This is a genomic window from Hoylesella loescheii DSM 19665 = JCM 12249 = ATCC 15930 (assembly GCF_000378085.1).
GTDB classification, from domain to species: domain Bacteria; phylum Bacteroidota; class Bacteroidia; order Bacteroidales; family Bacteroidaceae; genus Prevotella; species Prevotella loescheii.
Genome location: NZ_KB899230.1, coordinates 1 through 16,966 on the forward strand (window position 1 = coordinate 1; position 16,966 = coordinate 16,966).

Here is a 16,966-nt window from a genome sequence, read left to right on the forward strand (position 1 = left end):
CGCCAGTAACGCTCGAGGCGGGCTTGCCCTTGGCGTCGGTGTTGCGTTTGAACTCGTAGTTGGAATACAGAACGTCGTACTCCTTACCTCCCATTTCCAATGTGGCTCTGAATGAACTCATAAATCTTGTTTTAGGTTGTTGTTGAATATTTACACTATGCGTCTTGTCCTTCCATTTCCCCCATGCGCGAGGGCAACGAAAAGAGAACGCCGTCAACGCCGCCTGATTCCGCCTCAGCCCCTCATGCGCAGCTGTTTTCCATGGCAGGACATAAGGAACGCGGCCAAACGTGGTTGATGTTGCAAATCTAGACATTTAACCCCAAGAAATCAAGAAAAAGGAATGCGAAGATCAAAAAATTAACCCTCTTTAAACCTAAGAGGCGCGTATCAAAATTTTACATAACGAATCTTAATGATAGCCGTTTCTTGACCAGTCCAGTCTTGTCCAAAAGGCATGGTATCTTATCCTGAACTCACCAATTAGCCATTCCGTCGTTCGCATTTTCATCATTTCGGAAATACGCCTACTAAGCCCAGATGACGCATTATTACATTAAGCGTTGTGTTATATCTGTTTTGGACGGCTGTTCCATGTTATCTGGACGCCTGTTCCAGTTGAATTGGAACGGCATTCCAATTCAACTGGAACAGGAGTCCAACTTAGCTGTAACAAGGCAGGAGCTTAATTCGATGACTGCAAGGGGTTATTTATGGGATTTCAAATAATGACTTCTAAACTTGTTTGAGCTTTATCATAATAAGGAGATACACCGTTCGGGGAACGAGAAAAGAACCCTCTACTGATGCTGATCACACGCTGTTTACTCCGCTTCACATGCATTCACGAAGGCTTGCAGGTGGCATTTTGCTAATCGAAAAGCATTCCATTTCTTTCCAATTTTGTAAGAATTGGAAAGAAATGGAAGGTTCGTTCTACTGAAACTACTGCGCATTAAGCGGGTATTTATTATGTAAAGCGGGTGCAAGGCATTGAGTTTACCTCATCCATTTCTGCATGTTTTCCAAGCCATTGGTGCGAGAGTTATTTCGCTGATGGTGCTGAACGCGAAACGTTTTCTTAACCCGACCTACGCCATGCACTACTCCGTTTGTCTATAAAATCCAAATATTCCCTAACAACGAGGCATTTTCCATTTTTTATTGCTACCTTTGCCGAATGCCGAATTGCGTTGTTATAACAACGTGCAGGCTATATAATTAGGAGTAAGCACCGCATATATAATAAGGTGTAAACAAGCAACAGCAGGTAAAAAGACAATATGAAGGAACGCAACAACACGCACTTGGCGCACAACACTATACGTACATACGCCCACAAGGGCAAGGTGTGGCGTTTCGCCTTGTTGTTGTTCACACTCGCCTTGATGGCCGCATGCGCCCGAATGGGTAATCCCGATGGTGGTTGGTACGATGAAACGCCACCGCGAGTGGTGGGTGCTTCGCCTGCCGAAAAGGCCACGGGCGTTAACACCCGCAAACTGCATATTCGCTTTAACGAGTTTATCAAGATTGACAATGCTACGGAAAACGTGGTGGTTTCGCCACCGCAGCTAGAAGTGCCAGACATTAAGGCGGGCGGAAAAAACATTGACATCGAACTGAAAGACTCGCTTAAGGCCAACACCACCTATACCATTGACTTCTCGGATGCCATATCGGATAATAACGAAGGTAACCCCTTGGGCAACTACACGTATAGTTTCTCGACGGGCGAACATATCGACACGATGGAGGTGAGTGGCTGGGTGCTCGACGCCGAGAACCTAGAACCCATCAAAGGCATACTGGTGGGACTGTATGCCAATCTCGCCGACAGCGCTTTTCTTAAACAACCGATGTTGCGCGTGGCAAAAACCGACGCGCGCGGACACTTTGTCATACGTGGCGTTGCAACAGGGAAATATCGCATTTACGCGCTGCAAGATGTGGATGGCGACTATCGTCTGACGCAGAAAAGCGAACAAATGGCTTTCAATCGCGAAATTATCGTACCCTCGTCGAAGCCCGACGTGCGCCAAGACACCCTTTGGCGCGACTCTCTGCGCATCGATTCGATCTCGCGCGTAAGCTATACCCACTTCTTACCCGATAACGTGATGCTGCGCGCATTCACCCATACACAAACCGACCGCTTCTTTACCAAGGCCGAACGAACGAAGCCCGAGTGTTTCTCGTTGGTGTTCACGGCTGGCAATAACGAGCTTCCTCGCCTGCGCGGACTGAACTTCAAGAATGCCGAAGAGGCCTTTATCGTGATGCCAACGGCAAAAAAAGACACCATAACCTATTGGATTAAAGACTCCATGCTGGTGAATCAAGACACGCTGCGCATACAAATGCAATACTTGGGTACAGATACCACGGGCAACCTGCGCCTGAACACCGACACGATAGAGGTGCTCTCGAAAGTGCCTTACGCCAAAAGGCTGAAAGAAAAGCAAAAGAAAGCGGAGGAATGGAAGAAAGCTCAGGAGAAGGCACAAAAGAAAGGCGATCCCTACGAAAAGCAAATGCGACCCGAAGCGCTAAAAGTGGAGGTGAAGATAGGCAACAGCATTGCCCCCGACGAGAACGTTCAAATTGAGATTCCCTCGCCCTTACAGGGCCTTGACAGCACCAAAGTGCACCTTTATAGCAAGCGCGACACACTGTGGTATGAAGCTCGTTATAGGCTTAGGGTGCGCGAAAGCGCCGACAGTTTGGCTCCCTTGGGCACCAATACCTTGCATCGGCGATGGCTGGAACTACAAGCCGAGTGGAAACCAGGTGTAGAATACAGTCTGGAATTAGACTCGTTGGCGTTCACCGACATCTACGGCGTGGCGTCGGGTAAGATAAAGCAGGGCTTTAAGGTAAAAGAAGACAACGAATTTGCCACCCTTGCGGTTACGCTAACTGCGCTAACCGACTCGAATGTGGTGGTGCAGCTGCTCAATGCACAAGATGCCGTGGTAAAACAAGTACGCTCTGTGGCTGGCACGGCTAACTTCTACTACCTGCAACCTGCCACCTATTACCTGCGTCTTTTCGTAGATCGCAATGGAAACGGACGTTGGGACACGGGTGATTTCTACCGCAACGAAGAGCCCGAAACGGTGTATTACTTCCCCGAAGAAATTGAATGTAAGGCCAATTGGGACGCTACCCGTACGTGGAACCCCACAGGTAAACCGCTTAACGAACAAAAACCGGGTAAGATTACCAAGCAAAAGCCCGACAAGGCCAAGGCTATTAAACGCCGAAACAGGGAACGGGCATTGGAATTGGGCATACCTCTGCCTCCCGAATTGAAGTAAAACACCTCGCCAATAGGCTGTAGAAATAGGCCTACGAAGGACAAACCACCCATAGTGCACACCCTAAATGGGGTGCAAATTCAAGATAACGAAACCCGCAAAGGGGACGCCCAACAGTGCTTCCCCATCCCATAACCCGCGGATGCGAGCCACAAACGGCTGACATCCCTTATAAAATGATATAACGAGATGAAAAAGATAAAGTTGGCGCTGATGCTCGTCCTGTTGCTCATGGCGGCTCAAACGCAAGCGCAATGCACCTTTCGCAACACCGCTTTTAAGTCGGGTGAGTTTCTCACTTACAACCTTTACTTCAACTGGAAGTTTATTTGGGTGAAGGCAGGCACGGCATCTATGTCGGTGGTACAGAGTGTTTATGGCGGGAAACCTGCCTATCGGGGTAGCCTCATCACACGTGGCAACAGCAAGGTAGACAATTTCTTCGTGCTGCGCGACACCCTTCTGTGTTACTCTTCCTTGGATATGGCCCCGCTCTACTACCGAAAAGGGGCGCACGAGGGTAGCCGTTACACGGTAGATGAGGTGTTTTACAGCTATCCCGACGGCAAATGCCACGTAAAACAACATCGGCAATACCACGATGGCAATCATTTTTGGGGCAATAAAACGCTCGACGAGTGCGTGTTCGACATGATGAACATCTTCTTGCGCGCACGTTCGTTCAACCCCGAGGGTTGGAAAAGCGGCAACGAAATTCCGTTTACGGTGGCCGAAGGCGATGAATTCATACCCGCCGTACTGCGTTACAACGGTAAAACTACCGTGAAAGCCGATAACAAGACGAAGTATCGGTGCTTGGAATTGGCCTATATCGAGCGCAAACCAAACAGTAAACCCAAGGAGATAGCACGCTTCTTCGTAACCGACGACGCCAACCACGTGCCCGTTCGCATAGATATGAACCTCAAATTTGGTTCGGCCAAGGCGTTCCTCGTTGGCATGAAGGGCCTTCGCAGTGCAGTTGGGTCAAACGCCCAATAGGCGATAGCGTTCGAAAAGGCAAAAGCTAAGAAGCCATAAACTCAAAAAACGTCACCTCCTTATCTCCTCATAAATCCACTAAAAAATGGCGCAAAACGATCAGGGGCTAACCCCCATGATGAAGCAATTTTACTCTTTCAAGGCCAAACACCCCGATGCCTTGTTGCTTTTCCGTTGCGGCGACTTCTACGAAACATACAGCGAAGACGCCGTAGAGGCATCGCGCGTGCTGGGAATTACCCTCACCAAGCGCAACAACAAAGGCAATAGCGATGCCACGGAGATGGCTGGTTTCCCCCATCACGCACTGGATACCTACCTGCCTAAACTCATCAGGGCGGGCAAACGCGTGGCTATCTGCGACCAATTGGAAGACCCGAAGCTAACGAAAACGCTCGTAAAACGCGGCATAACCGAACTGGTTACGCCAGGAGTAGCCATGGGCGACACTGTGCTAAACTATAAGGAGAACAACTTCTTGGCGGCCATTCACTTCGGGAAAACGGCTTGTGGGGTGGCGTTTCTCGACATCTCTACGGGCGAATTCATCACGGGGCAAGGCTCGTTCGACTATGTTGAGAAGCTTCTTGGTAGCTTTGCGCCCAAGGAAGTGCTTTACGAACGCACACATAAGAAAGACTTTGAACGCTATTTTGGCAACAAACATTGCGTGTTCGAACTGGATGACTGGGTGTTTACCGAACAAACGGCACGCCAAAAGCTGCTTAAACACTTTGGCACACAAAACCTCAAGGGGTTCGGAGTTGAACATGTGCAAAGCGGTGTGGTGGCTGCTGGGGCCATCATGCAATACCTCGAGATTACCCAACACACCAACATCGGGCACATAACGTCGCTTGCGCTTATCGAAGAAGACCGTTATGTGCGACTTGATAAATTTACCATTCGCTCGCTCGAGCTGATACAACCCATGCAAGACGATGGCGCATCGCTGCTCAATGTTGTTGATCGCACCGTCACGGCCATGGGCGGACGTCTGCTAAGACGATGGTTGGTGTTCCCACTTAAAGAGGTGAAGCCCATCGAACAACGACTTGACGTGGTGGATTACATCTTCCGCTACCCCGAATATCGCGCCCTTCTCGACGAGCAATTACATCGTATCGGCGACCTCGAACGCATTATCTCGAAGGTAGCCGTTGGTCGTGTGTCGCCCCGCGAGATGGTTCAGCTTAAGAATGCGCTGCAAGCCATACAGCCATTGAAGATTGCTTGCTTGGAGTCCGACAACGAAACGATACGCCAGATTGGTGAACAGATGAACCTTTGCGAGAGTCTGCGCGACCTCATTGAGCATGAAATACAACCCGATCCACCACTGGTGGTGAACCGCGGCAATGTCATTGCCGAGGGATTTAGTCCTGAGTTGGACGAACTTCGCAACATCTCGCGTGGCGGACGCGATTTCCTCATCGACATTCAGCAACGCGAAGCCGAGGCAACAGGCATTAGTAGCCTCAAGATAGGTTACAACAACGTGTTCGGCTATTATCTCGAAGTGCGCAACACATATAAAGATAAGGTGCCAGAAGAGTGGGTTCGCAAGCAAACATTGGCTCAAGCTGAGCGCTATATCACGCAAGAGCTGAAGGAATATGAGGAACGCATACTGGGCGCCGACGAGAAAATACAGTCGCTAGAAGAACGTCTGTTTAACGAGTTGGTTACTGCCACGCAAGAGTTTATCCCTCAAATACAAATCAATGCCAACGTGGTGGCACGCCTAGACTGCCTGTTGAGCTTCGCCAAAACGGCTGAAGAAAACCGCTATGTGCGTCCTGTGATAGAAGATAGCGATGCCCTTGACATACGCCAAGGTAGACATCCCGTTATCGAAACACAGCTTCCGCCTGGCGAACACTATGTTCCCAACGACATTCGGTTAGATACCGAACGCCAACAGATAATTATCATCACGGGTCCGAATATGGCTGGTAAGTCGGCGCTATTGCGACAGACGGCCTTAATCGTGCTCTTAGCGCAGATTGGCTGCTTCGTTCCTGCCGAAAGTGCACGCGTCGGACTGGTAGATAAAATCTTTACGCGCGTCGGGGCTAGTGATAACATCGCGCAAGGCGAGTCTACTTTCATGGTGGAAATGACCGAAGCGTCGAACATTCTCAACAATGTTTCGCCTCGTTCACTAGTTCTTTTCGACGAGTTAGGTCGTGGAACATCTACATACGACGGCATTAGCATCGCTTGGGCCATTGTAGAATACTTGCACGAACAGCCCAAAGCGCGGGCACGAACGCTCTTTGCCACTCACTATCACGAGCTGAACGAGATGGAGAAGAATTTTAAACGCATCAAGAACTTCAACGTGAGCGTGAAAGAACTTAACGGAAAGGTTATCTTTATGCGCCGATTGGAGCGCGGAGGCAGCGAACACTCCTTTGGTATTCATGTGGCCGACATCGCGGGAATGCCCAAAAGCATTGTGAAAAGGGCCAACACCGTGCTTAAACAGCTTGAAGCCGACAACGCACAAGTGGGCGGAACGGTGGGCAAGCCCAGTGTTAAGCACCTGGATGAGAGTCGTGAAGGCATGCAACTAAGCTTCTTCCAGCTCGACGACCCTGTGCTTTCGCAAATTCGCGACGAGATTTTGGGCCTCGACATCAACAACCTTACGCCCATGGAAGCCCTCAACAAACTGAACGACATCAAGAAGATTGTGGGCGGATAAGAGTGTGTTTAGGCCGTGTTCGTTAGTTGTTTAGGCAGTACGGGCACATCGGCAGCCCTGCTATATGCTGCTAATCGTGGTAAAAACATCCTCAACAAGGCTCGCCAACGCGTTCTCCGCGCCTCGCCCGTGCCTAACGATACAAGCTACACATACTGCCGACAACTTTGCCGCACCCAACAAGAAGGCTTCATGCCATAAGCAACCACTAACAAATTATCCCCAAACAAGTATGAGCTTGTTTGGGGATAATGTTATCGTTTCTTTATAAAAGACAACGCGGACAGAGTAAACGAATAGTTGGTATTACAAATAACGCATACGAATATTGGTAAGCTTGATCTTCCCACGTTTATTTTCAGGCCCGTTAATGAACAATGTAATGGCATCGATTTTATTTCGCCCGTCGGTAAGATACTCCTTAGGCTCTTTGCGTGAGTAGAATTTTATGTAACCATCCGTTTTTAGATCTCCTTTAAAATGTCCACCAGCATAATCCACTTGCCAAGTAATGACTTTACCTTTCTCTGGCCTAAAAAGAATATCCCCAGGGGAAAGGCCGCCTTCGACACTAAAATAGAACTCGTGATGAAGATATTTCTTTGCATCATCACGTATTGAGCTATACAGCCCTGAAGCATTAACCGAATAAAAAGTAATGGGCATGTTAACTGTTGCAACATTCGAACTGTTCACCTCTTTCCGCGTACATGACAGCTTTAAGTCGAATGTTCCTGCATGATAAGGTTTAAAACGCAGATAATACGCTTTGTTAGGTAAGATATCAATACCACCCTTCGGTACTCGTGCAGCATGTTCCATCCCATAGTCCTTTGTTTTTTTGTATGCCTTATATTTGTCTTCCGTAAACAACCATATTCCATAATCGATCATCGAATTATAGTGACCAAAGCTATTCTCCACGTGATTCTGACTGAAATGGTACTTATAGCTGGCAGGATTGCTCACTTCATTCACAACAAAGGTGTACCACACTTCACCATCATTTTCTCGCACAATGCGGTAATCGAAGACCTCCTCCCCTCTGTCGTAAACATCCTTTATCACTGCTTTCATGCCTGCTCTTTCGTATTCTTCATCAGCATCGTTTTTACTGCCGCAAGCCGTAAGGCTCATCACTAAGGTACAAACAGCAATCATTGCCATTGCCCCTGCGGTTAACTTAAAGGTTGACCGCCACATAGGCGATGCCAACCAATGGTTTTGTTTACATTTCATAGATAAATGGATTTTAGTTTAATTAAGTGCAAAGTTAGACATTTATCGCTTTGGCTAGTAAAATTTTCAGATGTTAGAAAACACGTTTAAGCACATTATTAAAGACACATTCAATTTAATATTTGTCATTAATATACGATGACATTTCTCTTCTTGTTATCAGCTTACACTGCTTTGGGATAATAAACACCTGGAGTACTAGCCACTTTTTACCCATCTAATTTTGCTCAAGGCCGTTTGTGTGCATCACATCAACGACCTATACAATACGCGTTGGGGGAACAATAAGTATCTGTTACACCAACTACCGCGTAGCGGTTGATCTGTTGGTAGGTCAGGGTTGGAAGCGAAAGCGACCTACCCTGCCTAGGCTATGGTGGAGGAAAAAAGGCCGTAGGTCTTGGTCTGTTTTCGTTCAACACTCCTTTAAGGTGAAGATTGGGCACAATAATCTCCTCGTTGCGCTATTATTTTGCATGTTTATTGATGCCATTTCCTCCTCCAACATGCCAAATTACACCTGCAAACAACCAACACACCCATGCAAACTAACCAACGGAAAAAGGCCAAGACCTACGGCCTTGTGTGGTTTAAACGCCACGTTATGACAGGGTAGGTAGCTCTCGCTCCCAACCCTGCCCTACCAACAGACCAATCGCTACGCGGTAGATGGTGTAACAAGAGTTTTATATAACGCCAACGCGTATTGTATAGGTTATTGATGCGATGTAAACAATCAGCCTTGAGCAAAATTAGATGGGTAAAAAAGTGGCTACTACACCAGTTATCGCTACGCGGTAGTTGGTGTAACAAGAGTTTTATATTGCCCCAACGCGTATTGTATAGGTTGTTGATGCGATGCCTACAATATACTTTGAACGAGATAGGATGGGTAAAAAGTAGCTACTGCTCAAGCAATCGCAACGCGGTAGTTGACGTAGCAAGTGTTTATTGTTCCTCCAACGCGTATTGTATAGGTTATTGATGCGATGCAAACAATCAGCCTTGAGCAAAATTAGATGGGTAAAAAAGTAGCTACTACTCAAGCAATCGCAACGTGGTAGTTTGCACAACGCCATTAACATGCACATAGGCTATGATGAGTTATTTGTTATATCGAACAGGCATATTATGCAAAACACCAAACTTGTTTTAAACCCTTACGCCCCACGGAAAATCAAAAAACATCGACAAAGATAAGTATTTGCAAAACCAAAAATAAGCCCTTATATATAGCTTTTTAACCTCACGCCGTGTTTCAGCTATGTGGTACTCGCATTCCAGACAAGTTGGAACAGCATTCCATATCAACTGGAACATTGTTCCATATCATCTGGAATGCCGTTCCATCTTATGTGGAACACAACGGGTACTTAATTCATTGAGTAAAAGAGCTTATCAACGAGAGAACAATCACAGATAAACGGGCGGGCGGGAAATGAATAATACCCCCGTTTCAAGATAACAAACAACTTATGATAATGCCTCTTCGAGATAAGATAATATATACTTTTGAACCTTGCTCAAAACACACGAGAAAGCTATTACGGCATCTACCCCACAGTTGCAGTTTACATAACAAGTATTTCTTAGCCAAAACGCGTATATAATAGTCTGCTTATAGACGAAGCCACACCTACTTCCTTCCACCGCAAAAAAACTCATACACATTCCATTTAATATGCATTCCGTAACCCTAAGATATTTTTTTGAACAAATCTTAATAATGATATGCGCACGAATAATATTCGTTAAACTTTACTGCAATATTGAATATTATTTTTGTTATGTTACTATATATAAGTATTTTATGACTATATTTGCGAAAACCTACCACGGAAATACGAAACAAGATTTTGGAAATTACAATCTATTCATTAACCATTCAATATTTGACTATGACCCAAAAAGCAAGAAAACTAAGTAAAGCCACGCGCGCATCGCTATACGGCGTGCTGGCGTGTGCACTTGCCTATGGCATGCCAACGTATGCCGAAGGTAATGTTGCTGCGAAACCTTACGCTTCGCAGGCTGGGCAAAGAGCTGGCACTGTGCTGGTAACGGTGGTAGACCAAAACAACGAGCCTGTTGTAGGGGCTAGTGTTGTGGTGATGTCTACCAAGGCCGGGGCTGCAACAGACGTTAACGGACGATGCTCGGTAGATGCCAAGCCAGGCGACAAATTGCAAGTGTCGTACATCGGTTTCGACACACAGACGCTCACAGTGGGCAATAACAACAACGTGTTAGTTACGCTGGGAGAGAACAAAGCCATGCTCGACGAAATCGTTGTTGTGGGCTATGGCACGATGCGTAAGAGCGACGTAACAGGCTCTATCGCTGTGGCCAAGGGCGCAGACATGATTAAGGCGCAAAACTTTGGTGCGCTAGATAACCTTCGCGGTAAGGTTTCGGGCGTTAATATCTTCTCCAATTCGGAGCAAGGAACCACCGCTCCGCGCGTCATCATCCGCGGTATGGCCACCATCAACGCTTCTACCGACCCACTTTACGTGGTAGATGGAGTGGTGATGAACGACTTTGCGATGATGAACCCCAACGACATTGAGAGCATCGAGGTGCTGAAAGACGCATCGGCAACGGCTATCTATGGTGCTCGTGGTGCCAATGGCGTTATCATGGTGACAACCAAACGCGGACTTTCAGGAACAGAAGGCACGCAGATGAGTTACCAAGGCTCGGTAAGCATACGCCACATGGCACGCAAAATGGAAGTGATGAACGCCCAAGAATGGTGCGATGCCTTTATGAAAGGACTTGAAAACGAAAACAAATACCAAGGAACCAACTGGAAATTGAAACGTCCTTACTGGTTTAGCGACCGCAGATACTTCGACGCTAACGGTAATCCACTATACGATACAGACTGGCAAGAGGAGGCAACACGTACGGCCGTGGGGCATAACCACCAACTGAACATCCAACAAGGAACGAAAACTTCGTCGATAGGTGCTTTCCTTAATTACAGCGATTACCAAGGAATAATGAAGAATACGTGGACAAAGCGTATCAGCGGAAAGCTTGCTTACGATGCCAAACCTACCAAATGGCTGACCACGGGCATTAATCTGATGGTGAACCACACGTGGGATAGGCATACAGATGAGGGTGGAGGTGGACAAGAAGCACGTCGAACAATGATTGAGATGCTGCCGTGGCTACCCGTTAGAACACCCGAAGGCAACTATACTACATCTAATTCGCCCTCTGAAATGGTGGGTAAGTTCGGTTTTGAAGGTATGTCGAACCCTGTAATGATACTCGACATGCAGAAACGTTTGTATTATAACACGCAGGTGTTTGGTAACGCTGCATTCACGTTCCATATTCTGCCAGGGCTCGACCTTAAAACGCAGCTGGGTATCGACTGGCATGCAGAGGAATCAAGGAGATATGCTTCGCGCGAATTGAATAACATTTCGCAAACCGAACAAGGTGTGGCAGCGAACGGCCGACATAACAACCTGTATTGGCAAGAAGAGACTTATCTTACCTATAACCGCACCTTAAAAGGCCTTCATCGCGTGAATGCCATGCTGGGTATGTCGTGGCAAGCGTATGCTTCGAGGTATAACTACTCAGAAGCACAAAGCTTTGAGAGCGACTTCTTTGAAGACTTGAACATGGGAACGGGCAAAAATCCACGTCCGCCAGGCTCTAACTACGACGAGTGGAAGATGAATTCGTACTTCTTACGCTTGGCCTACACCTACAACGACCGCTATTCGGCTACGTTCACAGCACGCTCTGATGGTTCTTCTAAGTTTGGAGAGAACAACAAGTACGCCTTCTTCCCATCGGCAGGTTTGGCTTGGATTGTTTCGGAAGAAAGCTGGTTGAAAGGCAGTTCGTGGCTGAGCAACCTGAAACTGCACACAAGTTACGGACTAACGGGTAACTCTGAAATCGCAACTTATCGTTCGTTGGCCCGCGTTGGTTCGGGAACCGTACTGCTTGATGGCAAGCGGGCTGGCGCGGCTTACATCAGTTCGCTAGCCAATCCCGACCTGAAATGGGAAAAGACAGCACAATTTGACGTGGGTTTCGACCTCGGATTGTTCAACAATGCCGTTAACTTAGACTTCTCCTATTATTATAAACGCACCACCGACTTGTTGCTCGATACGCCCATTCCGCATTCTAGCGGCTTCGGAAGTGTATATAAGAACATCGGCGAAGTGAAGAATTCGGGTGTCGACTTTATGCTGACAGCCTATCCCGTACGTACGAAAGACTTTACCTGGACATCCATTTTGAACTTGAATTACAACACGAACAAGATACTGAAACTGGGCAAGAACGACGAAGACATCGAAATATTGCACTGGGTTGGCGGCTCGGAAGGTATCTTACGCGTTGGCGAAAGCATGGGAAGTTTCTACGGATACAAACGACTTGGCGTGTGGACGGATGAAGATGAAGCGGCAGGACGCTGCACAAAGAAGATGGTTGGTAGGGCCAAACGTGAAGAACAAAAGTCTATTTTGGGTAAGGGAATACCCGATTGGACGGGTAGCTGGACCAACACCCTTAACTATAAGAACTGGGATTTGACGGTTGAGATGCAATTTGTTACGGGCGTTCAGACCATGCAACAATTCTATCACTCGGTGTATGACCGCTTCGGAATAACCAACGGACTGAAAAGTATTCTCTATGATGCATACAATGGTACCAATCCTTACACCATGCAGCAGATGCTTTACTTGAGTAATAGCCCATACGATTCACAGAGTCATGCCGGACAAGACACGACGGTGGATTCCAGTTGGGTGGTAGACGGCTCTTATCTGCGCTGCAACATGGTGCAACTGGGTTATACCTTTGCACCCGCCACATTGAAAACGTTGGGACTTAACGCACTGCGCCTGTACCTAAGTGCTAATAATCTCTTCTTACTTTGCTCGAAAGACTTCAAGGGTTACGACCCCGAAATGACTTCGCAAGGCGATAAGTTCGGTCAAAACATGGCTTTCTTCTCTATTCCCCGTTCAAGGGTATTCACCCTGGGTCTTAATGTAACGTTTTAATTAAATAAACTAAACACAGACACGAAATGAACAAAATAATTATATTTGCAGCCTGCGCATGCTTGGTATTAGCTTCGTGTAACGACTTCTTGGAGGAAAAGCCCAAGTCGCTCCTTAGCTCGCGCGACTTCAATAAGACCGAAGATCAAATTCGTTCTAATATCAATGGACTATATAGAAGAGCGGCAGTAACTGCCCATTCGTCGGCTGGTAGTGCTTATATCGGCTCGGCCATGACCCTTCCTGGTATGCTTACGGGCTATTTTAGCAACTCGTACGAAGGCCAAGAGCGCGTTTGCGCGTATGCAAGAACGCTTACACGACAGGAACAAACCAACAATGTGTCGGGTTTTGTGGACGGAATCTGGGGCGGTTGTTATGGCGTTATCAACGTTGCTAACGGTGCTTTGAAGTCTATGTCTGAAGTACCTATGAGCGATGAGGCACGAAAAGTGTTGTCGGGCGAGGCTAAATTCTTCCGCGCCTTCAACTATTTCATGCTCGTAAAGTGGTTTGGAGATGTGCCAATGACCACTCAACCCTCTAAGAACGTTAACGATTTGGAAAAGCCACGTACGCCTGTGGCCGACATCTACACGCTTATCGAACAGGATTTGACAGAAGCCGTGGCCGCACTTCCCGACCAAACATGGCAGAAAAATGGTCATCGAATAAGCAAATACGTAGCTTTGCAGGCGCTTACTGCGGTGTATATGCAGCAAGGTAAGTATCAACAGGCAAGCGAAACGGCTAAGCAGATTATCAATTCGGGTAAATACTCGCTCACAGAAAATGAAGATAAGGGCCTGAAAAGTGCTTATAACAAGCTTAGAACCTTAGATGACCTACCTGAAGTGCTTTATGCAGTGGAGTATGATGCTGACATATCGACCACCGGTTGGCGACCAACCTACGCCTTTTCTTCGTCGGCTATAAACGCATTTAAGAGTTATAACATCTTTGAACGCGTGTATGGGCCCAACGCTCGCTATCTGAACATCTACACGGCAGACGACTTGCGCGGACAAGAACAGCAGTTTTTCGCCACAAAGTATAAGAACCCGAACAACGATTCGGTCTGGACTGCGCCCAGTGCAGACGCTCGTGGATGCTGGTATTACTTTGATGAGGAGGCTGTTCTTAAAACAGGGCGTGGCACGAAGGACTGGAATATCTACCGTTATGCCGAAACACTGCTCGATGCAGCAGAGAGTTTGGTGCAGAGTGGAGGAACTGTTACACCCGAAGCAGCTGGATATTTGGCGATGGTTCAAGCTAGGGCGCTGGGTAAAACACAAGCAGCGCTCACCACAGAGTTGTCGGCACTGTCGAAAGAAGCATTTATTGAGGCTTGTTGGACCGAGCGTTTACGCGAGTTCCCCTTAGAATATAAGTTGTGGGACGATTGTTTGCGCACGAAGAAATTCCCTAATATATCGGCCACCGAGCTAGGAAAGGTAACCTATGTAGACCTCGTTGGAGCCACCAATGGTTCGGGAGCAGTTATTAAAGCTTCTGACTTGCTATGGCCATTATCGCTTAACGAGATGCAACGCAACCCGAAATTGCGTCCGCAAAACGATGGTTACGCCAGCAAATAAGCAATAAAGGCGGGTTATATAAACCATCTTTAATGGGTTTATGTTGTAACAATTAATTTATAAAACACGCCTAAAACAAGGGCGACCGCAGACTGGTATTTGCATAATACCATAGCATTGCGGTCGCCATTATTTATTTTGCTTCAATCGCGAATTATCATTAAAAACTCCCCATTAGCCTAATACGCCTGCTCACTTATCCAACATACCCTGTGGAAAACTTTGTTGATAACCCACGAAAAAACTGTGGATAACTTTCCACTTATCCACAACCGTCACCCTAACCCAAATTAAGCGTGGATAACTTCAAAGTTATTTAGCCAAAATACAAGCGTTATCAACACTTTTACACCTAAAAAAGTTATGAACATTTGCACAATGCCCTACCCCATCAAGTTATGTGGAAAACATACGTAAAGCACTATCATACAATTCGAAAGATCACCTAATAACTTGTGCATAACCTTTTTCTAATGTTGATAACCTAAAACACGTTGCGTAAAGAGAAAAGTTATCAACTTATCCACGCCATATCATCACCATCATTTTCTTTCTCTTTAAAAAGGAAAGATATAAGATAATAATTGTGTGGGTGTGGATAACGGGGATTGAAATTTTTAGTTTTTAAGTTTGTATAGGGGGTTAGTTGATGAAATTATACCATTGAAAAACTTCACTTGCACAATAACTTAACCCCTCGTAAACTGAAAAACCAAGTTACTCAAAAACTTATAAACTCACGCACTTTAAAAATAACCGTCTTGCCATTTTGTATTTTGATAGGTTTATTTTAACTTTGCAAACAAGTTAATCAACTTGCTAGAAATGAAGAATAAAAAAGTATCGGGATTACTATATACCGCTGTTATGGGTGTGGCCGTTTTGAGCTTGGCTTCGTGCGCCGAAAAGAAGTTCAGGGTTAGCGGAACCATCACCCAAGCAAAAGATTCTGTTCTCTATCTCGAAAACATGAGTCTTAATGGCCCTAAGGCAGTAGATAGCGTTAAGCTAGACGAAAACGGCGAATTCGAATTTAAGCAGAAAGCGCCCGAAGCACCCGAATTCTATCGCCTGCGCATAGCCAATCAAATGGTGAACCTTGCCGTAGACTCTACGGAAAATATCACCGTGAAGGCCGCCTACCCTACTATGTCGGCCAATTACGAGGTTAGCGGGTCTGAAGAATGTATCAAAATACGCGACTTGGCTTACATGCAGCTAGAACTGCAAACACATGTTGCGGCCATTGCAAATAGCTCTTCGCTGGGCGTACAGGCTGTAGAAGATAGTGTGGCTAAGGTTTTAGAGGTGTATAAAAATAAGGTGAAGCTCAATTATATATTTAAAGAGCCCATGAAGGCATACGCTTATTATGCCCTTTTCCAAACCATCGTGCTGGGAAATGCCAACATCCTTATCTTTAATCCTCGTAGTAGCAAAGACGATGTGAAAGTTTTCGCTGCCGTGGCAACAAGTTGGGACACCTATTTTCCAAAGGCCGAACGTGGACTTAACCTGCACAATATTGCCATCGAGGGAATGAAAAACGTGCGTATTCTAGAAAACAATGCTCGTCAAACCATCAGTGCAGATAAGGTTCAGGTGGCTGGCGTGATAGATATTGCCCTTACCGACAACCATGGACGTTTGAGAAAGCTTACCGACTTGAAAGGTAAGGTGGTTCTCTTAGACTTCCAAGCCTTTGCGGCAGAGGGTAGTTTGAAGCGCATAATGATGATGCGCGACATCTATAATAAGTATCACGATCGCGGATTTGAAATCTATCAAGTGTCGTTCGACCCCGAAGAGCACTTCTGGAAGACAAAAACCGCTGCACTACCATGGGTAAGTGTGTGGGACGGAAATGGTACGCGCAGTGCCGTATTGTCACAATACAACGTGCAAACGCTGCCTACTTTCTTCCTCATCGACCGAAACAACACCCTGCAAAAGCGTGATGCGCAGATTAAAGACTTAGACGCCGAGATAGAGGCGCTATTGTAATGTACAGTTTTTTTTCATGTAATATTTATTTTGGTTTAT

The 16,966-nt window shown here is 46.5% G+C and carries 8 protein-coding genes; 6 read left to right on the forward strand and 2 right to left on the reverse strand.

The window, feature by feature from the left end:
- On the reverse strand, positions 1-121 hold a 121-nt coding region (gene tssD, locus F453_RS15525), incomplete at its 3' end, for a type VI secretion system tube protein TssD (protein WP_309546381.1).
- Positions 122-1,283: 1,162 nt separating this feature from the next.
- Here tssD and F453_RS0113320 point away from each other — a divergent pair.
- The 3 genes from F453_RS0113320 to mutS all read left to right on the forward strand — a co-directional run bounded on the left by F453_RS0113320 (position 1,284) and on the right by mutS (position 7,032).
- Complete coding sequence (locus F453_RS0113320; protein ID WP_018968451.1) at positions 1,284-3,320, forward strand: Ig-like domain-containing protein; 2,037 nt, start codon at positions 1,284-1,286, stop codon at positions 3,318-3,320.
- Between the two features lie 189 nt (positions 3,321-3,509).
- On the forward strand, positions 3,510-4,322 hold the full coding sequence (locus F453_RS0113325; protein ID WP_018968452.1) for a DUF3108 domain-containing protein: 813 nt from the start codon (positions 3,510-3,512) through the stop codon (positions 4,320-4,322).
- Between the two features lie 85 nt (positions 4,323-4,407).
- Complete coding sequence (mutS, locus tag F453_RS0113330; RefSeq protein ID WP_018968453.1) at positions 4,408-7,032, forward strand: DNA mismatch repair protein MutS; 2,625 nt, start codon at positions 4,408-4,410, stop codon at positions 7,030-7,032.
- 306 nt (positions 7,033-7,338) lie between these two features.
- Here the strand turns inward: mutS and F453_RS0113340 are convergent, their stop codons facing one another.
- The gene (locus tag F453_RS0113340) at positions 7,339-8,199 is read right to left on the reverse strand and encodes a hypothetical protein (protein WP_234398587.1); all 861 of its coding nucleotides are present in this window, start codon (positions 8,197-8,199) and stop codon (positions 7,339-7,341) included.
- A gap of 1,970 nt (positions 8,200-10,169) precedes the next feature.
- Between F453_RS0113340 and F453_RS0113345 the strand changes: the two genes are divergently transcribed.
- The 3 genes from F453_RS0113345 to F453_RS0113355 all read left to right on the forward strand — a co-directional run bounded on the left by F453_RS0113345 (position 10,170) and on the right by F453_RS0113355 (position 16,927).
- Complete coding sequence (locus tag F453_RS0113345; protein WP_018968456.1) at positions 10,170-13,322, forward strand: SusC/RagA family TonB-linked outer membrane protein; 3,153 nt, start codon at positions 10,170-10,172, stop codon at positions 13,320-13,322.
- A 26-nt stretch (positions 13,323-13,348) separates the two neighbouring features.
- A complete protein-coding gene (locus tag F453_RS0113350; protein ID WP_018968457.1) occupies positions 13,349-14,923 on the forward strand; it encodes a RagB/SusD family nutrient uptake outer membrane protein in 1,575 nt (524 codons plus the stop codon).
- 825 nt (positions 14,924-15,748) lie between these two features.
- Positions 15,749-16,927: a TlpA disulfide reductase family protein gene (locus F453_RS0113355; protein WP_018968458.1), complete on the forward strand. Its 1,179-nt coding sequence runs from the start codon at positions 15,749-15,751 to the stop codon at positions 16,925-16,927.
- Positions 16,928-16,966: the final 39 nt, after the last annotated feature.